Genomic DNA, 26,952 nt, shown 5'->3' on the forward strand with positions numbered 1-26,952 from the left:
CTTTCTTGAAACTTCGAATACCGCGTTTTTCTGCGTATGATCTATGTTGCATCCCCAGTTTGCCTTCGCCAAATAACGGCTCTTAAGCATGAAAAGCGACATGGAGATTGCTTTCTTTCTTGAAACCGACATTTGACCTGATTTCAGCACCGCAACCACTTGCGCCTGACGGCGTGGCGTTTTACCAGTCAGGCATGAAACACCAGCATCATGAACGTCTGTTAATCATCGACTTTGGCAGTCAGGTAACGCAATTGATTGCCCGCCGCTTGCGCGAGTTAAAGGTCTATTGTGAAATTCACCCATATCAGAATATCTCAGACGCTTTTTTAAGCGCCTTCGCGCCGCAGGCCATCATATTTTCAGGGGGCCCTGCCTCTGTCTTTGATGCGGGGGCTCCGCGCCCGCCATATTCTGTGTTTGAACTAGGAGTACCCATTCTAGGAATATGTTATGGCCAGCAGGTCATGATGGATATGTTGGGTGGCAAGGTCGAGCGTGGTCATAAAACGGCAGAATTTGGCCGCGCTTATGTGTCCAAAACGGGCGATACTCTGGATCTGTTACAGGGATGGTTTGCGCAAGAGCGCGAACAAGTCTGGATGTCGCATGGAGATCATGTCAGCGCGATCGCTCCAGGGTTTAGCGCCTATGGAACCTCGCCAAACGCGCCCTTTGCAATCACCGCAAATCTCGAGAAACAATTTTACGCTGTCCAGTTTCACCCAGAGGTACACCATACGCCAAACGGAGCCATGATTTACGAAAATTTCGTAAAAATTGCTGGATTTTCAGGCGATTGGACTATGGGCGCATATCGCGAACAGGCTTTGGAGGCGATCAGAAAGCAAGTTGGCGATAAAAAAGTGATTTGCGGATTATCCGGAGGCGTCGACAGTTCCGTGGCCGCCGTTTTGATCCATGAGGCAATTGGCGATCAGCTTACCTGCGTGTTCGTAGACCACGGCTTGCTGCGAAAAGAGGAAGCCACGGAAGTGGTTGAGATGTTTAGAGATCACTACAATATGCCCTTCATCCACGCCCAAGAATCCGAGCTGTTTCTTGGCGCTTTAGACGGGCAATCAGACCCCGAAACCAAACGTAAAATCATCGGTGGCTTGTTTATCGACGTATTTCAAAAATATGCAGATCAAATTGAGGATGCAGAATTTCTGGCGCAGGGCACGCTTTATCCGGATGTGATCGAATCTGTATCCTTTAGCGGTGGCCCATCTGTAACGATAAAATCGCACCATAATGTTGGCGGGCTTCCTGAAAAAATGGGCTTGAAACTTGTGGAACCGCTCAGAGAGCTGTTTAAGGATGAGGTGCGCGCCTTGGGCCGCGAACTTGGATTGCCCGACAACTTTATCGGGCGACATCCCTTCCCAGGGCCCGGCCTGGCCATTCGCTGCCCTGGTGAGATTACCCGCGCCAAACTAGATATTCTAAGGGAGGCGGACGCGGTCTATATTGATCAAATTCGCAAACACGGCCTATATGACCACATATGGCAGGCCTTCGTGGCGATTTTGCCGGTGCGCACGGTTGGCGTGATGGGGGATGGGCGCACCTATGATTATGCCTGCGCGCTGCGTGCTGTCACCTCAGTTGATGGGATGACGGCCGATTATTATCCATTTTCTCATGAGTTTCTCGGCGAAACCGCCACTCGAATTATCAATGAAGTAAAAGGTATCAATCGCGTGACGTATGATATCACATCAAAGCCACCAGGAACGATTGAGTGGGAATGAAGGTGGCGTCTTAGCTATCTGATATTATTATATAATATATATTTTTGACAACAAAACCCAAGAACTTAGCAACCGTTTTAAATAAGAAATAATATTGACTTGCAAACTTTCATACAAAATAATGTCACTGTTTCATAGTTTGGGAGCATCGTGAAATGAAGACAGTTTTTATTACAGGAACCAATAAAGGACTGGGGCTTGAGTTTACAAAGCAGTACTTAAATGAAGGCTGGAACGTCATTGCTACTTGCCGTTCACCCAATACGGCTACAGATTTACTGTCGCTTAGCAAGAAGCATCCAAATAGCCTGACAATTTTGAGCATGGATTTAACAAACGAGGCGTCGATTGAACAAATTGGCGAAGAAATTAAACAACGCCCCATTGATATATTTATAAGTAATGCGGGAACAGCAACAGGTTATACATCTGGAGCGAATTTAAATGATTTTGGAAATGTTCAATCTGAGCCATGGGTAAATATTTTCCGCACAAATTGCGTTGCACCTTTGCTTTTAGCACAGGTTGTTCACCCAAATATTTTATTGGGCTCAGACAAGAAGTTAATTTTCATCACGTCTAAGCCAGCTTCCATAACTGAGAATACGGGTGGCGCACTTTATATGAACCGCTCAAGCAGAACGGCGCTTAACCAAGTAATAAAATCACTGTCTATAGATTTATACGAAGAAGGGATCGCTGTTGCATCAGTCAGTCCAGGTTGGGTGAAAACAGACTCTGGCGGTGAAGGTGCCTTAATCGATGCTGAGACTAGTGTGAGCGGTATTAAAAAGGTGATTGAGGAACTTGATATGAGCCAGACAGCTCTATATTGCGATTACAAGGGTGAACCAATCTCTTGGTGAGTACGTTAACAGTTTTCGTTTAGTTAAAACTTTTAACTCTCAATCGTGCACAGAATGTAAGATGAGTGAACTTAACCATTTGTTATTATTGGATTGTAATTGTTGCAGGCTTAACCTTAAACTTGCATAATGTTGCATAAATCTTACATAGTATAAAAATTTCACAATGATATCAATAACTTACATAATTGGAACTATTGAGTGGGAGTAGTTATTTTAGTGTAAGTAATTGATTTTAATGTATTAATTACTTACACATTACTTTCACACTTAGAAATCAATCGTTGATTTCCTTAGTCTTTTTTCATACAGTTACACAAAATGTTGCACAAACGTGTGACTACTGAAACTCGTAGTAACTCAGAGACTAAGATTTGGCACTGAAAAAACAGCACTTTGCTGAAGGCGAAATACCAATATTTGACGAGGCTTGTATCTACAAGCGAGGTGAGTATTGGCAATTTCGTATGTGGTTGCCAAAAGAAAACAAGTACGCACGTAAAAGCCTACGTACACGCAGTGAAGCTACTGCAATTGAAAAGGGTAAAGCTGCGTACCTAGAGATTTACGCTAATCTACAGCAAGGCAAATCATACTTCTCCATAACTACAAAAGAAGGTGTGGAGAAGTATCTTAGCTTTCGTCAGCGAGACGTTGAACTTGGACATATAGTCAAAGGACGACACACAACCATCGCAACACACTTACAGCACTTTCTTAGCTTCATTGGCAAAGACACTAAGCTGAAAGAACTAGAACGCACTGACTGCGAAAACTACTTTTATCATCGCCACAAAGCCACCAACGGCAACGTCAAACAAGTCACAGTTCAAAACGAACAAAGCACAATTAATGCGCTAATGAAGTGGCTACACAAAAATGGCGAAACACACATCGATGGCTTTGACTTCAAGAAGCTGCCACGCTTAGACAAAGGCAATGAAGCTATTCGTCGTGCAACACTTACTAACGATGAATACGAAGCACTGTATCGTGCTATGCGCACCTACACTGCCAAACACAACAAACTGGATGATGCAGAACTAAGAGTGCGAAAAATCGTGCAGCACTACGTTCTAATCGCAGCTAACAGTGGTTTGCGAGTTGGCGAACAGCGTCAGCTACGTTGGAGTGAAGTGCAGATTGAACGTCACAAAGTGAATGGCGAAGAACAAAAGCTAGCACGTATCCATGTTCGCGCAGAGACAAGTAAAGTACGTACAAGTCGTACTTTCTTGTGTCGTAATGGACAGTACTTTGAACGCTTACGTGAAATATCAAAGCCTAAAACTGCTGACGAATTAATCTTTACAGTGGATAACGAGAACGAACTAAGTAAGCGTACGCTGCTATACCACTTCCACAAGATGATTGAATTAGCTGATATTGCTGATAGGGAAGTACGTGACTTAGTTCCCTACAGCTTACGTCACTTTATGATTACGCAACGTATTATGAGTGGCTTAACGTTTAGGCAGATAGCAGATATGTGTGGCACTAGCGTGGCGCAGATAGAAAAGACGTATTACCACTTGAATGACGAAATACGCTTAACCAATGCTGTGGCTAACTATAGAAAGAATAAAGATGGAACCATTCAAACAATCTGACGAGACATTAACAGCACTAAAAACCATAAAGAAGAATGATAAAATACTAGCCCAATACATTTCAAATGAGCTTGATATAAAGGAAATTTTTCCAACAAAGAAAGAAAGCAATTTAGCATTTTCAAAACTTACTGAAATTATAATTGGACAACAGCTTTCTGGCTCAGCTGCTGATACAATTTATTCACGTTTTAAGAACACGTTCAATTTAGAACATAATTTTAATGCTGAAAACCTAATGTCACTTAGTCAATTACAAATTAGAAACTGCGGAATTGCTAATTCAAAAGCTAAGTTTATCCTTGCCTTAAGGGATAAAATAATTTTAGAAAACGACTTCTTTGATGAATTAGAAAATTACTCAGACACGTTACTGGAATTAGAATTAACAAAACTTAAAGGAATAGGTAAGTGGACTGCTCAAATATTCATGATGAGCCATTATGGGCGTTTAGATATATTTCCTGAAACTGATGGAACACTTGTAAAGGCGATAAATTTAATGAATTACAATGACAAAAATCTCATTTCGATAAGTGATAAATGGAGACCATATAGAAGCATTGCAAGTAGAATTATTTGGAATTCATATGATTTGGGATTAATCAAATAAGTTCTGCTGCATATCGTTTCATCTCGTCGTTAACTGTCACATAACGCTGTGTTGTTTGAATGCTTCTATGTCCAGCCATATCAGCTAGCACAAACACACTCACTCCCCTTTGACTGAGAGTTGTTAACCAAGTGCGTCTACCACTGTGTGACGTAGCGCCAGCAATTCCAGCACGTGCATACAAGCGTTGTAGATGCTGTGTAGCAGTGTTTGCACTAAATCGCGCACTCTTTTGTGTAGAGAACAAATAACCATGATGTGGACGCTTAGCTACGCTTCTAACGTATGCTTGTAGCTGACGCTGCATTTGCTTTGGCAGAAATATCTTACGTGCTCGTTTTGACTTGGTACGTGCTGCATCAAGTGTCATTTCGTCTCGTACTGTGTCGTTTGCATCTAATACGTCATCAAAGCGCAGTGCAGCTACTTCTCCCACACGTAAACCACACAAGTGCGTAAACAGCAGCATCGTACTGTCACGCAGTGGATAACGACTGCACGAATTTGTTACGTCTAGCAGCTGCTTGAGCTCTGTTTTGTTAAGTGTCTTTGCTTGTGCCATATGTCACCACCTAAATGTAATGTTTTCGTGCATATAGCGTATTTTCTGAGGTTCTATTTGAGCAACCAATAAGTGCTAAAATAATTCCTTCCATACATCAAAGACTTATGCGGAAATGTAAGATAATTGTACTTTTCTTACTTATTTTAAGTGCTGTTTTAGTGTCAGCTTCGCTAACACTACTTGTGCCGCTTGTTCTTTCGCATTCGCTCAATCACATACAGCACAGCGTGATTTTCTTTGATTGAATAATTATCTCTTACTCATTTACTAGGAAGAACAAGTCAAAGCCTAGTTTTAGGCAGTGACTATAGTTCTTCACTCATTTACTGAGGATTACACAACTGGGCTTACACAACTCTTAACGAGGAAGGTAGGTTTTGCTATCACCTATTACGTGCTGTCTTACGCAAGTCATTGCTACGAGCCAGCCAGAAGCATCGCAGCGACTTTGTTGGTTTAATGACAATTCCAACTCACTTTACAATAGGCGTTCCTATTCAACCATTCCGACAATGCAAAATCGTTAATCACACTTAGGTGTGTCGTTTAAGGCATCCCAGTATCACTGGGGTAGTGCATTGAAGCAGACAATGAGCAGTCCGTTTACTTGTCCTCTCACATCAGAAGGCATTAGCAGTACTATTTCAATCGGCGTACCAACCTTAATCTCATTTGTAATTAGCAACACGTGCTAAATACACAGCAACACTTACAAGCTGTGCATATTGTTATTTATCAACTGAGGAAAATTTCATGCAGAAAACGGTTTTAAACGAAGTATTTGAGTTATTGCAGCAGATTGGTGCTGTCAGCAGCGAAAGCGAATTCAGCAAAGATTGGTTGTGTAGGAGCGAGTGCTACATGCGTACACTGCGTTTTAAGCGTGTTAAACCAAGCGTAGGAACATTGGCTATATGTGCGAGCAAATTACAGAACTACGGACGCTGCATGACGGCGACAGAACGCCATACACAACTTGGTAAGCGATTTATTGAGCTGAGCGAACAATGTCACAATCAAATTAATAGTGATGCTGTGGGGTGGTGGAAAGACGAGGTGAGGGTTTGACAAATAGCACTGTAGATTCAATCCAACAACCTCGTGATCCGAAATTGGGTTTTAAGCAGTAAATTTTCGTGCTGCGGTTTTCAGCGGTGGAGTACTTACAGAAGTGAGGTGGTGATTTTGCATCACCCCATTCTGATAGTTGCTAAATAAAAGTATGAACAAGAGTGCATTACAAGACATACAGCAAGCATTGAACGCCATACGCAGCGAGATTGAACGAGTAGACAACGAAACAAAGTGGGCAGCACTTGAGTTGATGCTTGGTACAAGCAGCAGTGTCGTGGCACTTGCTAAGAAGATGGCAAAACCAGAAACAAAGACTGTTACACGCACTGTAGCTGTTCCAAAGACAAAGATAGTAAAGCAAGAACCACAGCAGCAGACGACACCAAAAGACACAGAACGAACAGACTTCACACCTATACGTCCACAACCACCGTTACAAAATCAACAAGACGACAGAGACAAACGTTAGGAAACCAGTCAAAAGTGCATGGTTTGTAGCTATTTGACTGTATGGTTGACAGTACGACTGACTGGCATAGTGAGACGCTGAGAAAATACTTTTGTCTAATTAAAATACACGGCATTAGACGTCGAAAAACCGTGCTTCCCAAAATTGGTTAAAATCTATATGATGACATAGACACTAAAACAAAGGAGATGTGTGATGAAATCTTATGACGAGTTGAAAGCTGAAATGGAAGCAATCCAGCATCAAATGGTTGAAGCTAAGAAGAACGAACGTGCTAACGCTCTGAAAGAAGTGAAACGTCTTTGTAAAGAGTTTGGCTTTACTGCTGGGATGTTGAAAGGCTCACTTGCTGAAGGGCGTAAAAAGCAATGAAAAGTAAAAATGTTATTAAAAAAATAATGTTGCGAATCCTGACTGGAGTTGCTGGGCCTTTCGTAAATACGAGAATTGGAAGAGCAGCATTTTTTGAAGCTGCGCCTCAAAATCAACTGCTACTAGCCCATACAACTGAAGGAATTTATTACATAGTTAACTCTTCGGACAAGGTTATTGGTCGAAGTGTGTATAGTGAACGAAATTCTTTTGATGCCCATCACCTCACCGACGCTCTAGATTTAATTTCTAATCCAAAATCTGTTTTGATCGATGTTGGCGCCAACATAGGAACAATTGGACTACTGGGTATATCCAAAGGTCACTTTAAAAAGTGTATTGCGTTTGAGCCAGAGCCTCATAACTTCAAAATTTTAACGCATAATGTTTCGCTTAATGGGTTGAATGATAAGTTTGAGTTAAGAAATGAAGCGTTATCATCTGAGGCAGTTGGTACGCTTGATTTCGAGTTGTCTGAGAAGAATTATGGCGATCATAGAATGCGCATTAAGACAACTTCAGGAATACATAATGAGGCTAACAGGAAAGTTATTTCTGTAGTGGTAAATACGCTAGACAGAGCTCTCGAAAATGTCAATTTAGATGAATGCATGCTTTTTATGGATACTCAAGGCTATGAGGGACATGTGCTATCTGGCGCTAATAAATTAATTCAGATGAACGTACCTGTTGTTACGGAGTTTTGGCCTTATGGCCTAAAAAGATCTGGCGGCTTGGAGCTTTTCTATAACGTACTGAGAAACTCTGGATATACCTCGATGTGGGATTTGAAAAATCCAACCAAAAAATTACAATTCAGCATAGATGAGCTTAAAGTCATTGAATCTCAAATAGGATACGATGGGGGCTTTACAGATTTCTTATTTGTGAAGGAATAATGTTAAAGTGAAGAACAGTATCTAACATAACTTGATGAAGCAATGTATAAATCTCACTTGCGTCGGCAACTGACTGCTGAAGAAACAAAGCGTCTTAACAAGTTAGAAGGTATAGCTGACAAGCTGAAGCGTGGAGAAAACGTGCAAAACCGTCAGCTACAAACGTGGTTAAGCGAAGAAGAATACGAACAGCTTGAATATGAATGGAAAGAGCAGCTTGAACTGCGCAATGAGCTTAAAGACAAACCAAGTGACTCAAAGCGATACGGAGAAAAGCTGAAGCAAGCAACTTTTAACTACAATCGAGCCGAAGGCTACAGCAGCAAGGGCAAACACTCTAGTGCTAAGAAGTTCTACAACAAGAGTGAAAGCCTTTGTGAGGATGCGCTAGAGATACTGCAAGAAATTCTGCACTATGACAGTAGCCTTCGCGTTTGGTTTGATAGGGACATTAGCTTTGAAGTAGGTGGCGACTTAAGCGCAGATATTGTGTCACTTCCGCGCTTGGTTACGTCACGCAGTCATGAAAAGCTCAGTGATGACAGCAGACTTACAAGCAAGCAGAGTGTTAAGTTAGCTGTGGTTGAACGTGCAGTGTACAACATTGGTAGAGACGCAGCGCCAGCACCCAAAGATGATGTATCCAAGCTAGATAAGTTTCTGAATAGAGATGACTAATCTTCGGATGACAGCCTTCGAGCTCTGAAAGCACAATGCTTTTAGCTAACTAGGAGGCTGTTATGACTGTACTTGGTACACTAAAGTTCGTTGCTTTTAACCCACTTCAAAACAACAACCCTATCGCTGTTCGTCGCCGCAAGTTGATTGCAAAGATAGACGAACAAATTCAACTTGCAGCAAATAAAGACTACACACCTACGCAACACAAATGGGTTCCTGACGAACATGGTAACCAACGTAAAGTGGAAGTTGCTAAACGTGTTAAGCGTTGGTGGACTGCTAGTGTTGATGGAAAGATAAATCTTGTAGTGCGCTATGGCAGTAGGCCTTTAGAGTTTGCTAAAGGTAAGAATGCTATCGAACTAGCATCTGAAACAGAAGTTGCTGATGTGCTAGCTAAGGTGCGTGAAGCCGCAGAGAATGGTGAGTTAGACACACTCATTGAACAACAAGCGCAGTTTGGTAGACGAGTGACAGAAAAGAACAAATGACAAGTTAAATAGAGAACGTGTTTGGTTAAAGCACGTTCTTCGTCTTACAATGTGCAACAAAGGATTGCGTAAACTATTGAATTGCAATAGGTACGTAAGCGTAGAGAAAACGTGCAGAGGGATTGATGACTTACACACTTGTTACACGCGTACTATTAAGTAGCTATAAATGATTGATAATAAACAAAAAATTATTAATGTTACTACTGAATGGAGAAAAAAGTAATACATATTTTTTAATTAAACAATAACTTATATTGTATAATTTAATTTTATTTAGTCTAGTTATTTCTAATAAAATTCACCTTTTAAAAGTTTTTACTAAAAGAGACTTGTGGTTGCGTATCTTGAGAAAGATTAGAAGTGTTTTGAATTGGTTAAACGCTGCTTTGGATGACTGGCATAGTGATGCTCTAAAATAATGGGGAAATGAAAATGTATTTGCCAGAAGATTTCAAAGAAAATGATTTTCAGGAGATTAAGGCGATTGTGGAGCAGTTTCCATTTGCAACGTGTGTTGCAAACATCGGTAATGACTTTGAATTAAATCATTTTCCAATGATTTGGCGTGACGATAAATTGATTGGACATATAGCATTTGCCAACAGTATGCATAAATCTTTGGAGGATGGCTGTAAGGCGGCATTTATCTTTAAGGCAGAAAATTTCTACGTTTCTCCGAATTGGTACCCAACCAAAGCGCAGCATCATAAGCACGTGCCAACTTGGAATTATCAAGTAGTTCATATGCACGGTGAATTGTACTTCAAGCATAGTGAAAAGTAGAAAATTGCTGCTGTTGGATTGCTTACGCAACTGCACGAAAAGCGGCTAAATGGAGGCAACGCTTGGAAGATGCGAGATGCGCTTAAAGACTATATGAAGACAATGCTTGATGGGATTGTAGGCATTGAGTTTCATATTAAACGACTGGAAAACAAATCAAAGTTGAGCCAAATAGAGAGAAAATTGACTATACTGCTGTGATGAACAAAATGGACGAGATGCAGTTTTTTGGAATGAATAAGAGAATGAAAAGTTTAGTAGAAAAATAGCATGCTTTTTCCGTGCTTGTGAGTGCAGGACATAAAATAATTAAATAATATTCCAAATAGTTAACGAAGATGGCGATGAGGTTGAGGATTTTGTGCTTAGTCAAAACTTTTTACTTTTGGCGTTGCATAGAATGTAACCTGTATCTCATTAAGTCATTGTTATTATTGGATTGTAGTAGGAACAGAATATGTGCCAAAAACTGATAAAGTTACATAAATGTTACATATCCTGTAAATATATCAATAATATCAATAGCTCACATTGTAGAAACGATTGAGTTGGAGTGAATTTAGTTGTTGATTTTAAACAATAAATCATTATAAATAAAGTAAATTTGAAAAGATGAATTATTGGTAGATAGTTTAGTTAATTCAAATTTTAGGTTCTTTTTACCTTCTAAAATCTCTTTAAAAAATGAAAAGATTTTAAAGAATATTACTCTCATGCTTGGTATACTTAGTGCTATAGCAATCATTTTTGATTGGTATCCATTGACTATGTTTTTATCTTTTCCATTTTGTTTAATTTGGATTTACTGTGCTTGGTTAGATACCGAACCTCAATTAAAATGGGTTAATTTGATTTTTCTATTAATTTGTACTTATGGTATTTCTCGGTAATTTTTTGGAGTACAAATTTATTGTTTTTCAATAATAATTTAGAGTTTCAAAGTAGTTTCAAACTTATAATAAATGTAATAAAAACAAATCTTAAGCAACAAAAATATTATTGATTGGGAATGATTTTTTTCTCGTTTTAATCTGCATCAGGACTCAATAAAGTTTTTTGATCATGGAGTTCAAAGGTTTAGATTGCGGTTGTCTTTATGCTGTTCAATTTCTTTGAGATTAAAAAGGTAGTTCAGTCGTGTCTTTCAGGCTTTCCATGACAAAGCTGGCGGACACATCATTGAGAGATATTTGTCTCGTCAAATTTTGATAAAGACTGTCGTATTCCTCCACATTTTTCACACGCGCTTTGATCAAATAGTCAAGATCTCCGGTCATGCGGTGGGCAGATAAAATTTGGGGAGTCCGTTTCACTGCCGCAGCAAACCGATCGCACCATGCGGCATCATGTTCATTTGTGCGCACCTGAATAAAAACCAACAAGTCAATGCCAAGCTTTTGCGGATTGAGCAAAGCTACCTTCTTATCAATATATCCGTGTTGTTCCAAAGACTTTAGGCGTCGCCAGACCGCATTGCGTGAGAGCCCAACAGTTTCTGCCAAATATTCTAAAGGGTGAGAAATATCACGTTGAACTGATCTCAAGATTTTTCGATCTATTGCATCAATTTCCATAAAAACTCACCAATTACAAAATATTTTCTCATCTATATCTCTAAATACGCAATTTTTTGGGAAAAATAAACACATGGATGAGTATATTGTTGCGTTAAAAGGAGATACACCCATGTTTGCAAAATTATTTCTTGATCATCCGAAATCTATGAATGAAGGCTATTTCGAACACGCGCGGTTTGCCTTGTTATTTGCGACACTCTTAATGACAGCTGCACTTGCAGCTTTCGTGCATGCCATTATTCCTGCAGCATGCGAAAAGACGGCCAGTCAGATTGTGCAACGGCTTTTTGAAAAATCCAAAAATCGAGGCGAGTAGATGTGCAGATGGGCGGCTTATATTGGAAAACCTCTTTATCTCAGCGATATTTTGATTGCTCCCGAACATTCCTTGATTGATCAAAGCTCATGCGCAAATAAAGGAAAAGCGCGCGTAAATGCGGATGGTTTCGGATTGGCATGGTATTCCCAAAAAAAGGAGCCGGGTGTCTTTAAAGACATTCTTCCGGCTTGGTCGAATATCAATTTGGCGTCCTTGGCAGATCATATCCGATCCCGTCTTTTTCTCGCACATATTCGTGCGTCAACGGGCACAGAGGTGAGCAGGACCAATTGCCATCCATTTGTCGTCGGGCGTTGGTCTTTCATACACAATGGTTTGATCGGTGGGTTTGAGCGCCAGCGCAAAGTGGCCGACATTGCCATTCCTGGCCCTCTTTATCATCACCGCAAGGGTACGACAGATAGCGAAGCCTTTTTTCTGATTGCGCTTTCTTTGGGATTGGAAACGGATCCGCACGGCGCGATTTTGAAAACAATTCAGTGTTTCCAAGATTTTACGACCGACCAGTTGCATATGCGTTTGTCGATTGCCATGTCTGACGGATATCGACTTTTCGCGGTGCGATATTCCACCGAATTGTCGGCGCCAAGCTTGTTTTACAAGATTCATCAAAGTGAAGATGGGTATTCCGTCGCATCAGAACCTTATGACACCGACTTTAAAGCGTGGAATGTCGTTTCAAATAACAGCTTTTGCACCTTTCATGCAAAAGATGCGCCGATCATTGTTCCATTGATCGCCCAGAACTGCACTACAGCCTGAGCTTGGTTCCGTGTGATGTTCTTGGTATTGTTTGACGAACCGGCAGATTTCTCAAAGGGGCTTATTGACTGTGATTGCGTCCGTCGGAACACAAACCCGCATCTGCAGCGACTCGCCGGATCGCGTTTGATTTATGCACCATTTCCCTAAATTCGGCCTCTGCATCGTTGTCATAGACCAAACCCGCCGATCTGGATCTATAGCTTTTCATTTTTTACAATGGCTGAGCGCAGGGCGATGCACATATCCATATCCTTGCAAAGAACGGTTGCGTGGGCTTGAGTGTGCCGGTGGTCAACACCGATACAACCGAGTATTATGTCTGTTGCCATGGCTGTGATGATCGGCTGCTTATGGGTATGAATGACTGAGCGTCATTGAGGAGCGCATGCCCCCCCAAAAAAAACGTTGAAAAACGGCATCACCCTGCGCATGCGGACCCGCTCTTTTAAGTTCTGTCCTGTGTTATGACGATGGAACTTGATGGCGAGATATTCACCATTCATCCGCAGCACGACATCCATCTGAGCGCGAGCACCCCTAAGCGGATCATCAACCGACTACGGTATGGTCTGGTGTTCACCGTCATCTCGATTCCACCACGCCACGAGGACAGGGTGTTAGTGTAATGTACCAATCCTTTGAGCCTGCTGAGCTGTAAAAATTATAACAGAGAAAAAAATATCAGTCATGTTTCTAAAAACTGATTGTCCCTCACCTCTAACAGCATTTGAAGCGATGTGCCGTGATGGCAATTTGCATTATCGGGACGGATTTGAAGCTTTGGATGCACTTTACCAAACAATATCTGATCGAGGCCATGCTTGGCTAGCGTCCCGGCACTGGACGCCTTGTCTCAAATACAAATGAACGGAAACGCTGACTGCCTCGCAGTCACTCTAAAGCGTTTATAATCAATACCTTATAGCTCAGGTTTAATTTGGAATGATCATTCACTGACAATATGCTTCGAACACTTTCAAAATCTTAATACTGAAACCTAAGAGGTAAAAATAAAATGGACCTGTTGGATGTAGCGTTAATATTTTCTATTTTGTCGTGCAGTTTAGTGGGCGGGTTCATTTTCACATATGCAATTGTTGTGATGCCTGGCTTATCCAACCTAAGTGATAAAGATTTTCTAAGAGCGTTTCAGGTCACGGACGCTATTATACAAAACAATTAGCCGCTATTCATGTTCACTTGGATAGGGTCTATCATGGCAATGTTTACTTCGATTTTAGTATCATTAGCACATGTTGGACTGTCAGAAGCATGGCCAATTGTTCTGATTGCTGTTGCCTATTTGTTGGGGGTGTAAGGCATAACAGCGGCAATACATATTCCTTTAAACAACCATATACAAAAAGTTAAAACCGAAGACCTTCATGATCAAACGTTAGCGGATGTGCGTTTAAAATTTGAAGCAAAGTGGAATTTCTTCAATTATGTTCGAACAGTTATCGCCTTTCTGTCAGCTTGTTATTGCTCATAATATTAAGTTTGCATTAATTAAATGCTTTTTAAGTATTTGATTTTTATAAAAATATAAGATCTAAGCAAAAAGGTTTTTAAGATTTTCAGCCTGATCAAAACTTGTGATATCATGAACGCTCGACACACCTGCCCCAGAGCCTAGAGATCATGCAACAAACACATCGTGCCTGAGCGCGTACAGGTGCTAGGCAGTGGTGCCACCATCAATTATAAAAGATTGCCCTGTCGCATAAGCACCATCATCGGATAATAGATAGAGAATTAGCTTCGCAATCTCGTCAGGTTGACCCAATCGTTTCATGGGTTGGCGGTCAACGAACCAAGCCCGGGCTTTATTTGCATCGCCCAACTCTTCGGCCAAACTGGTTATTCTTTTTTTCAATGAGGCGCTTTCAATTGTTCCGGGACAAATTGCATTTGCCCGCAAATTATCGGCCATATAATCCACGGCAACGGATTTTGTCAGCCCAATCACCGCAGCCTTTGATGCGCTATAGGCCGCGCGATAGGCAAACCCTTTCACGGATGAAGCCAAAGACGCCATATTTACAACGGATCCTCCGCCGGCCAAAATCATTTTTGGCAGGGCGGCGCGCAACACATAAAACATGCTGTCAACGTTGATTTGAAACGATCTTTGCCAATCTTCATCGCTTAAATCGGTCAGACGCCCATGATGAACCCAGCCTGCCATATTAACAATCCCGTCAAATGGCTGTTGAGACGTGAAAAAACGATCTACCGCCTCTTGATCGGTCACATCAAGAACAGCGACTGTGCAGCCTGCTTTACTTAAAGGCAAAAGCCCGTCCTCGAATTTGTCAGTGGCAAGAACCTCGGCTCCCGCGCGCGCCGAAAGCAAAGCAACGGCGGCGCCCATACCCGCGCCTGCACCGCTTACAAAAATCCTTTTACCAGCCAAATCTATCATGGTTCCCTCGCATTACCGCCACTTTCCCGCCCCCCCAATAGCACCGCCTCCCAAAATGCGCCGTCAGCCCGAACAGTTAGCGGCCCAAGAAGAACGGGAAAACCTAACTCAAACGGCGCAAAAATGCGGGTTCACGCCACATTATCTTCCTTCAAAAAGCGCGGTTCGTTTTTCCAGAAAGGCCACAACGCCTTCTTTGAAATCACGGCTATTTCCGCATTCTTTTTGAAGCTTGGCCTCTAAAGCCAGTTGCGCCTCTAAATTATTCTCGGATGAGGCACGCAGCGCCGTTTTTAAATGAGAATAAGCCAAAGTTGGCCCCTTGGCCAAATATTCCGCCCGCGCGCGCCACGTGGCTTCAAACGCGTCATCTGCAACCGCCTCCCAGATCAAACCCCATTCATCCGCTTGCTCTGCTGATATTTTTTCAGCAAACAACGCGGCTCCCATGGCTTTGGCAAGACCCATTGTGCGCGGCATTAGGTAGGTTCCGCCCGCGTCAGGAATGAGACCAATTTTTGTAAAGGCCTGCATAAAATAAGAAGATTTCGCGGCAATCACCACGTCGGATGCCAAGGCAAGATTTGCGCCTGCACCCGCCGCAGCCCCGTTCAAGGCGGTTATCGTGGGAATTTGACACTCGATAATCGCGCGCAACATCGGTTCGTATTCATCCCTGAGCGTGCGCTCCAAATCAAGTTGCGCCGCATTTGCACGATCACCTAAATCTTGCCCCGAACAAAACGCTTTACCGCGCCCAGTCAATACGATCACACGCGCCTGCGCAGCCAAACGCTTATACGCATCGGTGATTTCGGCGCGCATTTGCGTGTTCAGCGCGTTCATCACCTCGGGACGGTTCATAGAAACACAGGCAACATCAGAGGACAGGTGAACCTCAATCGTATCATACTTCATAAAAATGCCTCCGCCCTGCAGAACAAGAAATTTCTAATGCCATTTTAGCTCACTCCAAATTGGTTTGTTCTAAAATTTTATCTAAACGCTCTTTTTCATTCACGCTTAATGCGTTGGATGCAGCGCTGTTCACTTGCGCTTGGCGGCTTCTTATATAGGCAAAAGCGATCAACAATGCGAGCAAAAGCATCACCGGACCCGCAACCCATAAAATCACGTTAGAGCCTTTGGTTTGGGGGCGCAGCAAAGCAAATTCTCCATAACGGGTGACTACAAAATCAAGCACTTCTTCGTTACTTTCACCCATCACCAAGCGTTCCCGCACCAACAGCCGCAAATCGCGCGCCAAAGACGCGTTGCTTTCATCAATGCTTTCATTCTGACACACCAAACACCTTAAATCTTTGGAAATGACCCGCGCGCGCGCCTCGAGGGCCGGGTCGGCCAAAATTTCGTCAGGCTCAACCGCATAGGCGCATCCGATCCAGAGCGAAAACGCCAAGAATATGTAACGTAGCCTCATTCGGCCGGAGCATTTGCGGTTGCAACCGGCGCTTTGCGACGCGCTCCAGCGGCCACGCGAAAGCGGCGATCCGTTAGGCTAAGCCCGCCACCAAGGGCCATTAAGAGCGCACCGGCCCAGATCCAATTGGTCAGGGGCTTGATATAAGTGCGCAGCGTCCACGCCCCATTTTCTTGCTGATCTCCAAGCACCAAATACACATCGCGCAAAAAGCGATAGTCAATGGCGGCTTCGGTTGTGGGCATATTGGCAATCGGGTAAAAGCGCTTTTCAGGATGCAACGTTGTGATAAACTGCCCCTTATGTTCCAGCGCAACATCGCCTCTGACCGCGCGATAATTCGGCCCATTCACATTACTGACATCCCGTAACGTGAACGTATAGGATCCAACCGACCATGTTTCACCTGGTGCCACGATGCGGATGTCTTCTTGCTGCCAAATCATCAGCCCAGCCACAGCGAACATCGTTACCCCAAGCCCGCTATGGGCGACCGATTTGCCCCAATCCGAGCGCGGTAACCGCAACAGTCGGCTGTAATCGCGCTCTTTTCCGAGGCGAGATACAAGATCAGTGATTGCACCGCCGACCATCCACGTCCCCAGGAACAACCCAATTGGCCCCTGCAATGACTTGCCGCTTTGCATCGCCCAGATCAAACCTGCAGCGGCCAAAGCCAAAACAAATACGGGCAAAAGACGTTTGACTGGACGCATTACAACGCCCCGCTTCCAAGGGATCATTGCACCAATCGGCATCGCTATGCCCAAAGCGATCATAAAAGGGGTGAACGCCAAGTTGAAAAATGGGGGCCCAACACTGAGTTTTCGATCAAACATCATCTCTGCCAACAGTGGCCAGATTGTGCCGACAAACACAACCAAAGCCGAAACGGCCAATAATATATTGTTCAATACCAATGCTGTTTCACGGCTGACCATGGAAAACGCGCCCCGCGCCTGCATCGCAGATGCGCGCGCGGCAAATAAGGTCAAAGCCCCGCCGATGAAAATCGCCAAAATGATCAGGATAAACACACCCCGCTCGGGATCATTTGCAAAAGCATGGACCGATGTTAAAACCCCTGATCGGACGATAAACGTCCCAATCAGAGAAAACCCGAAGGCAAGAATGGCCAGAAGAATGGTCCAGCTTTTCAAACTTTCACGCTTTTCCACCACAATTGCAGAATGCAATAAGGCAGCGGCCAGAAGCCATGGCATAAAAGAGGCGTTTTCAACCGGGTCCCAAAACCAAAAGCCCCCCCAACCCAATTCATAATAGGCCCACCAACTGCCCAAAGCGATGCCAATGGTCAGAAAAATCCAAGCCGCCAATGTCCACGGGCGCACCCAACGCGCCCAAGCAGCATCCACGCGCCCTTCAAGCAGTGCCGCGACCGCGAAAGAAAACGCCATACTCAAACCGACATAGCCTAAATATAAAAACGGCGGGTGAAACGCCAATCCGGGATCTTGCAGCAATGGATTCAAATCTTGCCCATCAAACGGCGGCACCACCAAACGCAAAAATGGGTTTGAAGTGAACAAAATAAACGCAAGAAATGCCACGCTGATCGCGCCCTGAACGGCCAAGACCCGAGCCCGAAAGCTTAGTGTGAGATTGTTTCCAAACCAGCCCGCGCAAGCGCCAAACAAAGCCAAAATAAGCACCCATAACAGCATTGAGCCTTCGTGGTTCCCCCACACACCGCTAATCTTGTAGATCATCGGTTTCAAAGAATGGGAATTTAACGCCACCAATCGCACCGTAAAATCCGAGGTGACGAACGCGTGCATTAGAGCCAGAAATGATCCAAGAATAAGAAAAAAATGGGCCGAAGCGGCGGGGGCGGCCAGCCCCATCAAGGCAGCGCGGCCCGTCATTGCGCCGATTAAAGGCACAACGCACTGAATACACGCGACAAAAAACGCCAAGGTCAGTGCAAAATGTCCAAGCTCACTTATCATAATGCCTCTTATAAACCTGTCTCATCGGACTGACCATCTAAAAATCCAGCATCCTCATTCAAGGCCAATCACCATTTTTCAAAAGATACCGACGTCACTTCGCTTTGTTCTAAATCTTAAAACAGACGCTTAGCTGTTCAAAAAATAGAGCAAACCTTCTGTAAAGCAATCTGTTTCTATGCAGTATAAAAAAGCTTTTTGGGAAAGATTATCTTTTGTTGTTTGAAGGCAGATCCAAATAAATTGTAGCCCAAGATAATGCCGCCCGGTATCAACTAATGAGGAAATTCACCAAACCGACGGTCAAATTATAATTACAAGACTTGGATATTTCAGCAGATGCGGCCCTTGAAGTATTGGTTTGCGAACCGAGCGAAATCAGCCCCTCATGTCTTTGTTCTGAGCTGCTTTAAATACGAAATTACTTTGCAAAAAGGTTTCTGAAAAGACCAGCAACAGCGCCGGCCAATCACAAGATCAATCCGAAATTTCTTGATAGACTCCCTGTTCTTTCAAGGCATCCACAACTTCTTTTGGCATATAGTTTTCATCATGTTTAGCTAAAATTTCAGTGGCTTGAAAAATATTCTTAATGTATTTTCCAGTGCCGATCATTCCTTGATTTTCATCAAATAAATCCGGCAAAACACCTTCATAGGTCACGGGCACGACAGCGGCGCCATCAGTCACGTTAAAACTAATCACAGAGCCAACCCCGCGTTGCAAGGATCCTTCCTCAACCAAGCCACCAATGCGGAAGGTTTCGCTGGCATCTGGCGGATCCGCCAAAACTTCACTGGGGGACTTGAAGAAATTGATACCATCGCGCATGGCATAGCCGATCAAAGCTGTTGCAAGCGCAAGCGCCAAAAAAGAAATAATAATAATCTGAATACGCCGCGTCTTCTTCAAGCTTTTCATAAATTCAACCTGTATCTAGGGAAACAGCGGTACGTGCATCAAGCCGGCTGTTTCTTCCAAACCCAACATCAGATTGGCATTTTGAACGGCCTGCCCACTGCTGCCTTTGGTAAGATTGTCTAGCGCCGCAATGACAATGCTGCGGCCTTCAATCCGATCCCCAGAAACGCCAATATGCACAAAATTTGATCCACGCACATCATGCGTGCTGGGCGTTTGCCCAAAGTCTAATATCTGAATAAAGGGTTCATTTTCATAGCTTGCCTTTAAGCTTTGGAACACATTTTCAGCAGAGCCTTTTACATAGGCGGTGGCTAGAATACCCCGATTTACGGGCATCAGATGCGGGGTGAATTGAATATGTACGGGGCGACCAGCCAATTCCGAAAACTCCTGATCAAACTCCCCGAGATGACGGTGAGTGCCGCCAACCGCATAAGCATTATACCCCTCTGACAACTCAGCGTGCAGCAGGTTTTGTTTGAGCGCGCGCCCAGCCCCCGAAACGGCGCATTTCATATCCAGAATGATATCATCCAGATCGATTACCTGGTCTTTAATCAGGGGCCGTAAAATATATTGCCCCGTTGCCGCGTTGCAGCCGGTTCCAGCCACCAATCGCGCCGCGCGAATTTCTGCGCGATAAAACTCGGTCAAACCATACACCGCGTCTGGCTGCAAATCAGGTGCAAGATGTTTGCTATTATACCATTGCTCATACGCCTGCGGATCACGCAATCTAAAATCTGCGCTAAGATCAATCACTTTCAAAAAGGCTGGCAGCTTTGCTATCACATCTTGCGAAGTCTGGTGCGGCAAAGCGCAAAAGCATAAATCGATCCCTTCAAAATCAACTTTGTCGAGTGTCACCAAGTTAGGCAAATCAAGATGACGCAGATGCGGAAAGACCTGACCCATTGATTGCCCGGCCTTGCTATTGGCCACAAGGGCTTTTATTTCCAGATTGGGATGGGAGGCGATCAATCTGATCAGCTCTGCTCCGGTGTAGCCTGAAGCCCCAATTATGGCGATTTTATACATCATATCCGCTCCTCATTAGCGCCAAGGCTTTGTCAGCTCAAGCGGCTTCAAAAATTATTTTCCGCTTTAAAAATTGCGTCGCTCGATCTGAGACAAGGCCGGGCTCACCCGTGGTTAAAAATTTTGTTTCCGATCCATGGCCCAATTTATCGGGATGACGATGCAGATAATCCTGCAGGCTCTCCGCCACCAGCTCAGCTTGTGAATATACCCTCACATTTTCGCCTAGCGCATTTTGAAAAATTGTGTCCATCAAAGGATAATGCGTGCAGCCCAAAATCGCGGCATCCGGCGCGGGCATTTTGCGCATCAAGGCTTGAACATGGCTGCGCACCAACGCCTCGGCAAGGATCAGATCGCCATCTTCAATCGCATCAACAACACCTCCACAAGATTGCGCTTCTACGTCAACACCGATCGCTCGGAAGGCCAATTCGCGTTGGAAGGCTCGGCTTGCAACTGTGGCCGGCGTTGCAAACAGCGCCACATTTTTTACCGTAACCTGGCGAGGCGGCGAATTATCCCCCCATTGGCGCTCCGTCAAAGCTTCGATCAAAGGCACAAACACCCCCAAAACGCGCTTATGTTCGGGCAACCCGGCCTCTTGCATACGCCTGAGCGCCGCGGCCGAGGCGGTATTGCAGGCCAAGATGACCAGATCACACCCCTCTTGCCAGAGCCGTTCAACCGCGCGCGTTGTCAAATTGTAAACATCCTCGGCATCGCGCACCCCGTAAGGCGCCCTCGCATTATCTCCCATATATACCAAGGGAAGCGCGGGAAGTTTTTTGCAGATTGCATCCAACACGGTCAGACCGCCCAAACCGGAATCAAATATGCCTATTGCCATCCTTTTACTGCCCCCTTACACTTTATGCCGCGTTTCAAATTCAAAGCCATAGTCGTAAGATCTAAGAGGCGTCGGCGAAAGCTCATAGGTTTTTTTTCGCAAAAAATCCATCATCGCCCGCGCATCTGCAGAAAATTCCTTCAAATCCTCTTTGTTGATTGGATCGCCCACCACAACGCGCACAGGCATATCGACGCGTTTTTTAAACTCTTTTATCAAAAGACCCATCCGCAGCGTGTTGTGTAAATGGCTTGCAAGCTGAAACATCCGGCTGGTCTGGCCTTCAAAATACACTGGTAGCACAGTCGCATTAGACTTGCTGATCATCCGCGCTGTAAACGATCTCCACCCCGGATCCATGGGTTGCGCGAAAGGCGTTGCGGCCGTTGAAACCGTACCACCGGGAAAAACACCAATTGCGCCCCCCTCGGCAAGATAGGCCAAAGCGCTTTTTCGAGTGGCCAGATTTTCACGCACGGCATCTTTTGTTTCATCAAAGGAAATTGGCAAAACAACGCGTTGCAAATCTTCCGACTTCCGGAACACCGTATTCGCCAAAATACGAAAATCCCCCCGAACCGTCGATAAGATATGCCCCATCATCAAGCCATCTAAAATTCCATAAGGGTGATTTGCGATCATTATCATCGGGCCAGATGTCGGAATTTTTGACAAATCTCCGGCGACAATATCCAAACTTAAACCATATCTTTCAACCATCACCTGCCAAAAATCACGCCCGTTCGCGACTTCTTGTTCGTATCCCCGTGCGCGCTTTATCAAGCGAAGACGCCCGGTTGTATTTTCCATCAATTTAATAACGGTTTTACCGGCTTTTGTTTGCGCGGAATACGAATAACTGATGTCGCGGGCAATGCGCGGAAGCTTTAGCACAAATAAACCCTTCCGTTTTCAGGCATGGATCAACGTTAAAACAAAGCGAAGCAGAGCCGCCTATTCTGCCGCTTGCGTAACCGTGGGCGGAGGATTGCGTAAAACGTCAAGCAATTCAAGACGCCGCTTTGCGGCTTTTTCATAATTTGAGAACTTTACCGGGCCAAAGCCACGAATTTGCAAAGGCAATTCAGCCAGTTCTTTGAGGGCCGCAATATCAGCCGGCCCATCAGAAAAGGCAAACGCGCTCAAATCAGCTTCATATTGTTTGATCAAATCTCGCTCCATTCTGCGCTCAACGCTATAGCCAAACACGTCAAAAGGGGTTCCCCGCAAAAACTTGAAGCGCGCCAACACACCAAAGGCTTTTTCAATCCAAGCGCCAAATTGCCGCTTCAACGGGCGCCCATCCGGGCCCAATTTGCTGAGCAAGGGAGGGGCAAGGTGATAGGTAATCCGGTCTATATTTTCAAATTGCTCTGCAGCCTTGGCGCGGGTCAGCCGGTGCAGGCGCGCAACTTCATATTCATCCTTATAAGCCAAAAGCTTGTGATAGGCTTTGGCGACCTGTTCTTTCAAATCAGGATCTTCGATTTTCGTGACCAATTCCAAATAGCGCTTTCGCAACCGGCGGCCTTGATAGGCTTTCAAATGATCCGCGCGTGTGGCGATTTTTTCATCCAATGTTTGCGGCAATTTGATCAAACTCGGGGTCAAGAGTTTCTGCGCTTCGCTCAAGTGTAACACCGCCCATCTGCCCAGCTCGAACGCCCGCAGGTTTTTTTCTACAGCAGCCCCGTTAAGCTCGATCGCAGCTTTAAGTGCATCATGACTAAGGGGTAAATATCCACGTTGCCAGGCGCCGCCAAGCACCATCATATTCGAGAATATAGAATCCCCCAGCAATGTCTCGGCTAAGGCTGAGGCATCAAACAAATCCAATCTTTTTTGCAAGCGCGCCTCTAATGAAAGGCTCAAACGGTCATGGGGGATTTGAAATTCGGTGTCGCGGGTAAATTCGCCGCTCACAGCCTCATGCGAATTCACCACTGCTCCGGTACGCCCGCTCTGCGTTAACCCCAATGTTTTAGCGCCGGCGCTGACCACTAAATCGCCACCGATCAAAACATCACATTCGCCAGTGGCCACGCGTATCGCGCTGATATCCGCAGGTTTTTCTGCCAAGCGGCAATGGATATGCACCGCGCCGCCTTTTTGCGCCAAGCCGGCCATCTCCATCATGCCGGCGCCTTTGCCGTCAAGCTGGGCGGCCTGCGCAATCACCGCACCCAAAGTCACAACGCCAGTACCGCCAATGCCCGTCACCACCACATTCCAAGTTCCCTCAATCGGTGCAAGTGGGGGAAGCGGCATCTCGGGCAAATCCAAAGCGGTTGTGGCCGCTTTTCTGGGTGTCGCCCCCTCTAATGTTACAAAGGATGGGCAAAAGCCGCTCACACAGCTGAAATCTTTATTGCAGGCGGATTGATCGATCATCCGTTTGCGGCCAAAGGCGGTTTCCAAGGGCGCGATTGCCACGCAATTGGATTGAACACCGCAATCACCGCAACCTTCACAGACGTCTGAATTGATAAAAATCCGCTTATTAGGATCAGGGAATTTTCCACGCTTGCGCCGCCGTCGCTTTTCTGCTGCGCAGGTTTGAACATAAATAAGAACAGAAACGCCCTCGGTTTCAGACAGCCTCTTTTGAACCGATAACAGCTGCGTTCTGTCGTCTTTGCTGATGTCTTTGGGAAACGCACTCAGGTCAAGCTCTTCCTTATCATCATAGACCAGGGCAACCGTTTCAATCCCCATCGCCAGAACTTCGCGGGCTATCCGAGCGGCGGAAAGTCCGCCGTCATTTCCCTGACCTCCGGTCATCGCGACCGCGTCATTAAACAGGATTTTATAGGTTATGTTGGTGCCAGCCGCCACAGCCGCGCGGATCGCTTGAATTCCCGAATGGTTATAGGTGCCATCACCAATATTCTGAAATACGTGTTTGCGGGTTGAAAAGGCCGACTCGCCAATCCAATTGGCACCCTCGCCTCCCATATGGGTATAGCCAAGCGTTTCCCGATCCATCCATTGCGCCATGTAATGACAGCCGATGCCAGCATAAGCGCGGGCACCCTCGGGCAACTTGGTGGAGCTATTATGCGGGCATCCTGCACAAAAATAAGGAATACGCGCTGCAGTCTCGCTGGCATTATCGGCACGCTTGGCAGCCTCTAACTGCGCCAGACCTGCCAAAACCTCTGAACTGGCGGCGCCCTCTTCGCGCAAAACTTGTCCCAGTTTTTCAGCAATTTCCACCGGATCTAATGCGCCCACTTCCGTAAAAAGTTGCGCCCCCGTCAGCCCATGACGCGCGCCATAAACGCGGCGCCCTTGCAAATCATCAAACAAAGCCTCTTTGATTTGGGGCTCGATCAGTTTGCGCTTTTCTTCCACAACAATGATCACATCGAGCCCATCGGCCCATTCGCGAAGCGAGCGTTGATCAAGCGGCCATGTTTGCCCCACTTTATATGCTGTAATACCGCGCCGCTCGGCCTCTGCCTCATCGATATTCAACAGAGAAAGAGCATGGATCAAATCCAACCAGTTTTTACCCGCGGCTACAAAGCCAATCTTGGCGCCTGTTTGCCCTAAAAGGCGTTTGTCCATTTTATTCGCGCGCGAAAACGCCTCGGCTGCGGCCACCTTATAGGTCAATAACCGTTCTTCTTGTTGGGCAGGCGTGTCAATCAAGCGGATATTCAGCCCGTCTTCGGGCATCTCAACCGTAGGTGTGATGAAGGCCAAACGATGGGGATTCCCATCCACCACCGAGGTAACTTCAACCGTATCTTTCATCGTTTTCAACCCGACCCAAAGCCCGCTAAAACGAGAAAGCTCATAGCCGTAATGGCCGTAATCTAAAATTTCTTGAACGCCGGCTGGGCTGACGATGGGCATATGGGCATCCATCATTGCCCATTCAGATTGATGCAATGTAGTCGAGCTTTCCCCTGTGTGATCATCGCCCATCGCCATGATCACTCCGCCTTTTGCGCTGGTGCCGGCCATATTGACGTGGCGCATCACATCCCCCGAACGATCGACCCCGGGCCCCTTGCCATACCAAAGCCCGAACACACCGTCATAAAGGCCTTCGCCGCGCAATTCCGCTTGTTGCGTACCCCAAAGCGCCGTTGCAGCAAGATCCTCGTTAAGACCTTCCTGAAACGTAATATTGGCCCTGTCCAAAGCCTGAGCGGCCCGCTTCATTTGAAAATCAACAGCGCCCAGCGGAGAGCCGCGATACCCTGTTACATAGCCCGCTGTATTCCAACCCTTGGACTCATCACGCGCGCGCTGCGCGATCATCAAGCGAACCAGAGCTTGCGTGCCGTTCAAAAGCACCTGATGTTTGGCAATATCAAATTTATCGTCCAAAGAAACATCAAGTCTTCCCATAGCGTTCCCTCCCAGGCTTGCCTTTGGTTCCGCAATTCTATTTACTAATAATAGGTCATGCACACTGACTTAGCTAGAAGTAAATTGAGCCGTAACGTCACACCATACGGTTTTGTTACGGCGATGAAGACAGCGTAGGCGCGCAGCAAAGCAGGTAGCTTTTATGGATTGGGATAAACTTAGAATTTTTCACGCCGTTGCGGATGCGGGCAGTCTGACGCATGCAGGGGATACTTTGCGGCTGTCACAAAGCGCGGTGAGTCGTCAAATTCGTGCGTTAGAAGAAAGTCTGAATACCACGCTGTTTCATCGCCACGCGCGGGGCCTTATTCTCACCGAGCAAGGCGAATTATTGTTTGACGCAACAATTTCCATGAATAAGCGTTTAGAGGCGGCTGCGGCGCGTATCAGAGACAGCGAAGAAGAAGTTTTTGGAGAACTTAGAGTTACCACCACGACGGGCTTTGGATCCTTGTGGTTGGCGCCACGGCTTCCAAAACTTTACGAGAACTATCCGGATTTAAAGATTGATCTGATGCTCGAAGAACGGGTGCTTGATTTGCCTATGCGCGAAGCCGATGTTGCCATTCGCATGAAAGAACCAAGCCAGGCCGATTTAATCAGAAAACGGTTGATGAGCGTGCGTATGCGGCTTTACGCATCGCCAGAATATTTGGCTGCGCATGGTCCACCAGAGCAAATTGAGGATATGCGGCATCATCGGTTAATTTGTCAAAACACAAAATCAGCGCAGGTGGGTGCAGGTCTGCAGCTCGTTCAAAAGCTGATGACCTATAATTTGCCTTCGATGTTAACCGTGAATAACTATTTCGGCGTTTTGCAAGCCGTTATTCACCATCTGGGTATTGGTGTTTTACCCGATTATGTTACCCAAGATTTTGAAGGTGTTACAAGAGTTTTGCCAGAACTGGAAAGCGTGGAAGTGCCGGTTTATCTGGCCTATCCTGAAGAGTTACGGCATTCGAAGCGCATAGATGCTTTTCGAGATTTTGTTCTTTCTGAAATTATTGAGCATCGCCGCAAACTGCGCGACGCTTCGCTATAATCAACGACCTT

Annotated in this window: 26 protein-coding genes and 2 pseudogenes; 16 read left to right on the top strand and 12 right to left on the bottom strand. The window is 45.3% G+C overall.

All coding sequences use genetic code 11. From position 1 onward, the window contains the following. The first annotated feature begins 194 nt into the window (after window positions 1-194). The 4 genes from guaA to GN241_09160 all read left to right on the top strand — a co-directional run bounded on the left by guaA (window position 195) and on the right by GN241_09160 (window position 4,846). Window positions 195-1,757 carry a glutamine-hydrolyzing GMP synthase gene (guaA, locus tag GN241_09145; GenBank protein XAT59238.1) on the top strand — a complete coding sequence of 521 codons (1,563 nt, stop codon included), beginning with the start codon at window positions 195-197 and terminating at the stop codon, window positions 1,755-1,757. A gap of 155 nt (window positions 1,758-1,912) precedes the next feature. Beyond that, on the top strand, window positions 1,913-2,623 hold the full coding sequence (locus GN241_09150; GenBank protein XAT57514.1) for an SDR family NAD(P)-dependent oxidoreductase: 711 nt from the start codon (window positions 1,913-1,915) through the stop codon (window positions 2,621-2,623). 374 nt (window positions 2,624-2,997) lie between these two features. After that, the gene (locus tag GN241_09155) at window positions 2,998-4,233 is read left to right on the top strand and encodes a tyrosine-type recombinase/integrase (protein XAT57515.1); all 1,236 of its coding nucleotides are present in this window, start codon (window positions 2,998-3,000) and stop codon (window positions 4,231-4,233) included. Beyond that, a complete protein-coding gene (locus GN241_09160) occupies window positions 4,181-4,846 on the top strand; it encodes a hypothetical protein (protein ID XAT57516.1) in 666 nt (221 codons plus the stop codon). The genes GN241_09155 and GN241_09160 overlap by 53 nt, the downstream gene beginning before the upstream one ends. Here GN241_09160 and GN241_09165 read toward each other — a convergent pair. Next, window positions 4,839-5,408, bottom strand: a complete 570-nt coding sequence (locus GN241_09165) for a tyrosine-type recombinase/integrase (protein XAT57517.1) — start codon at window positions 5,406-5,408, stop codon at window positions 4,839-4,841. The genes GN241_09160 and GN241_09165 overlap by 8 nt on opposite strands. A gap of 756 nt (window positions 5,409-6,164) precedes the next feature. Here GN241_09165 and GN241_09170 point away from each other — a divergent pair. The 8 genes and pseudogenes from GN241_09170 to GN241_09205 all read left to right on the top strand — a co-directional run bounded on the left by GN241_09170 (window position 6,165) and on the right by GN241_09205 (window position 10,384). After that, window positions 6,165-6,479 (top strand): hypothetical protein, encoded by a 315-nt coding sequence (locus GN241_09170; protein XAT57518.1) that lies wholly within the window; start codon window positions 6,165-6,167, stop codon window positions 6,477-6,479. Window positions 6,480-6,633: 154 nt separating this feature from the next. Beyond that, window positions 6,634-6,954 (top strand): hypothetical protein, encoded by a 321-nt coding sequence (locus GN241_09175; protein XAT57519.1) that lies wholly within the window; start codon window positions 6,634-6,636, stop codon window positions 6,952-6,954. 195 nt (window positions 6,955-7,149) lie between these two features. After that, on the top strand, window positions 7,150-7,326 hold the full coding sequence (locus GN241_09180) for an H-NS histone family protein (protein XAT57520.1): 177 nt from the start codon (window positions 7,150-7,152) through the stop codon (window positions 7,324-7,326). After that, window positions 7,323-8,225, top strand: a complete 903-nt coding sequence (locus GN241_09185; protein ID XAT57521.1) for an FkbM family methyltransferase — start codon at window positions 7,323-7,325, stop codon at window positions 8,223-8,225. Before GN241_09180 ends, GN241_09185 begins: the two co-directional genes overlap by 4 nt. Window positions 8,226-8,255: 30 nt before the next feature. Continuing rightward, a pseudogene (locus GN241_09190) lies at window positions 8,256-8,903 on the top strand (hypothetical protein). A gap of 62 nt (window positions 8,904-8,965) precedes the next feature. Next, window positions 8,966-9,397, top strand: a complete 432-nt coding sequence (locus GN241_09195) for a hypothetical protein (protein XAT57522.1) — start codon at window positions 8,966-8,968, stop codon at window positions 9,395-9,397. A gap of 429 nt (window positions 9,398-9,826) precedes the next feature. Beyond that, window positions 9,827-10,183 (top strand): hypothetical protein, encoded by a 357-nt coding sequence (locus GN241_09200; protein ID XAT57523.1) that lies wholly within the window; start codon window positions 9,827-9,829, stop codon window positions 10,181-10,183. A 3-nt stretch (window positions 10,184-10,186) separates the two neighbouring features. Further along, the gene (locus GN241_09205) at window positions 10,187-10,384 is read left to right on the top strand and encodes a hypothetical protein (GenBank protein XAT59239.1); all 198 of its coding nucleotides are present in this window, start codon (window positions 10,187-10,189) and stop codon (window positions 10,382-10,384) included. 917 nt (window positions 10,385-11,301) lie between these two features. Here GN241_09205 and GN241_09210 read toward each other — a convergent pair. Beyond that, window positions 11,302-11,757 carry an AsnC family transcriptional regulator gene (locus tag GN241_09210; GenBank protein ID XAT57524.1) on the bottom strand — a complete coding sequence of 152 codons (456 nt, stop codon included), beginning with the start codon at window positions 11,755-11,757 and terminating at the stop codon, window positions 11,302-11,304. Between the two features lie 112 nt (window positions 11,758-11,869). Between GN241_09210 and GN241_09215 the strand changes: the two genes are divergently transcribed. Then, window positions 11,870-12,076, top strand: a complete 207-nt coding sequence (locus GN241_09215) for a hypothetical protein (GenBank protein XAT59240.1) — start codon at window positions 11,870-11,872, stop codon at window positions 12,074-12,076. Then, the gene (locus tag GN241_09220; protein ID XAT57525.1) at window positions 12,077-12,862 is read left to right on the top strand and encodes a class II glutamine amidotransferase; all 786 of its coding nucleotides are present in this window, start codon (window positions 12,077-12,079) and stop codon (window positions 12,860-12,862) included. Between the two features lie 61 nt (window positions 12,863-12,923). Here GN241_09220 and GN241_09225 read toward each other — a convergent pair. Then, window positions 12,924-13,116, bottom strand: a pseudogene (locus GN241_09225) (anthranilate synthase component I). A gap of 1,070 nt (window positions 13,117-14,186) precedes the next feature. Between GN241_09225 and GN241_09230 the strand changes: the two are divergent. Continuing rightward, complete coding sequence (locus GN241_09230; protein ID XAT59241.1) at window positions 14,187-14,357, top strand: DUF1772 domain-containing protein; 171 nt, start codon at window positions 14,187-14,189, stop codon at window positions 14,355-14,357. 186 nt (window positions 14,358-14,543) lie between these two features. Here GN241_09230 and GN241_09235 read toward each other — a convergent pair whose 3' ends face one another. The 9 genes from GN241_09235 to GN241_09275 form a co-directional block, all read right to left on the bottom strand. Further along, window positions 14,544-15,290 carry an SDR family oxidoreductase gene (locus GN241_09235; GenBank protein XAT57526.1) on the bottom strand — a complete coding sequence of 249 codons (747 nt, stop codon included), beginning with the start codon at window positions 15,288-15,290 and terminating at the stop codon, window positions 14,544-14,546. A gap of 141 nt (window positions 15,291-15,431) precedes the next feature. After that, window positions 15,432-16,208 (bottom strand): 2-(1,2-epoxy-1,2-dihydrophenyl)acetyl-CoA isomerase, encoded by a 777-nt coding sequence (locus tag GN241_09240; GenBank protein ID XAT57527.1) that lies wholly within the window; start codon window positions 16,206-16,208, stop codon window positions 15,432-15,434. 49 nt (window positions 16,209-16,257) lie between these two features. After that, window positions 16,258-16,731, bottom strand: a complete 474-nt coding sequence (locus GN241_09245) for a cytochrome C biogenesis protein CcdA (GenBank protein XAT57528.1) — start codon at window positions 16,729-16,731, stop codon at window positions 16,258-16,260. Continuing rightward, the gene (locus GN241_09250) at window positions 16,728-18,701 is read right to left on the bottom strand and encodes a heme lyase CcmF/NrfE family subunit (protein ID XAT57529.1); all 1,974 of its coding nucleotides are present in this window, start codon (window positions 18,699-18,701) and stop codon (window positions 16,728-16,730) included. Before GN241_09250 ends, GN241_09245 begins: the two co-directional genes overlap by 4 nt. 477 nt (window positions 18,702-19,178) lie before the next feature. Then, window positions 19,179-19,622 carry a cytochrome c maturation protein CcmE gene (gene ccmE / locus GN241_09255; GenBank protein XAT57530.1) on the bottom strand — a complete coding sequence of 148 codons (444 nt, stop codon included), beginning with the start codon at window positions 19,620-19,622 and terminating at the stop codon, window positions 19,179-19,181. Window positions 19,623-19,637: 15 nt separating this feature from the next. Then, window positions 19,638-20,666: an N-acetyl-gamma-glutamyl-phosphate reductase gene (locus GN241_09260; protein XAT57531.1), complete on the bottom strand. Its 1,029-nt coding sequence runs from the start codon at window positions 20,664-20,666 to the stop codon at window positions 19,638-19,640. A 34-nt stretch (window positions 20,667-20,700) separates the two neighbouring features. Beyond that, entirely contained in the window at window positions 20,701-21,513 is an 813-nt protein-coding gene (gene murI / locus GN241_09265; protein XAT57532.1) for a glutamate racemase, read from the bottom strand. Between the two features lie 15 nt (window positions 21,514-21,528). Further along, entirely contained in the window at window positions 21,529-22,323 is a 795-nt protein-coding gene (locus tag GN241_09270) for an acyltransferase (GenBank protein ID XAT59242.1), read from the bottom strand. A 144-nt stretch (window positions 22,324-22,467) separates the two neighbouring features. Continuing rightward, window positions 22,468-25,875, bottom strand: a complete 3,408-nt coding sequence (locus GN241_09275; GenBank protein ID XAT57533.1) for an indolepyruvate ferredoxin oxidoreductase family protein — start codon at window positions 25,873-25,875, stop codon at window positions 22,468-22,470. 163 nt (window positions 25,876-26,038) lie between these two features. Here GN241_09275 and GN241_09280 point away from each other — a divergent pair, with 163 nt between their 5' ends. After that, on the top strand, window positions 26,039-26,941 hold the full coding sequence (locus GN241_09280; GenBank protein ID XAT57534.1) for a LysR family transcriptional regulator: 903 nt from the start codon (window positions 26,039-26,041) through the stop codon (window positions 26,939-26,941). The last annotated feature ends 11 nt before the right edge of the window (window positions 26,942-26,952 follow it).

The sequence above is a fragment of the Rhodobacteraceae bacterium IMCC1335 genome (assembly GCA_039640495.1).
In the GTDB taxonomy this organism is placed as follows: Bacteria; Pseudomonadota; Alphaproteobacteria; order Rhodobacterales; family Rhodobacteraceae; genus Thalassovivens.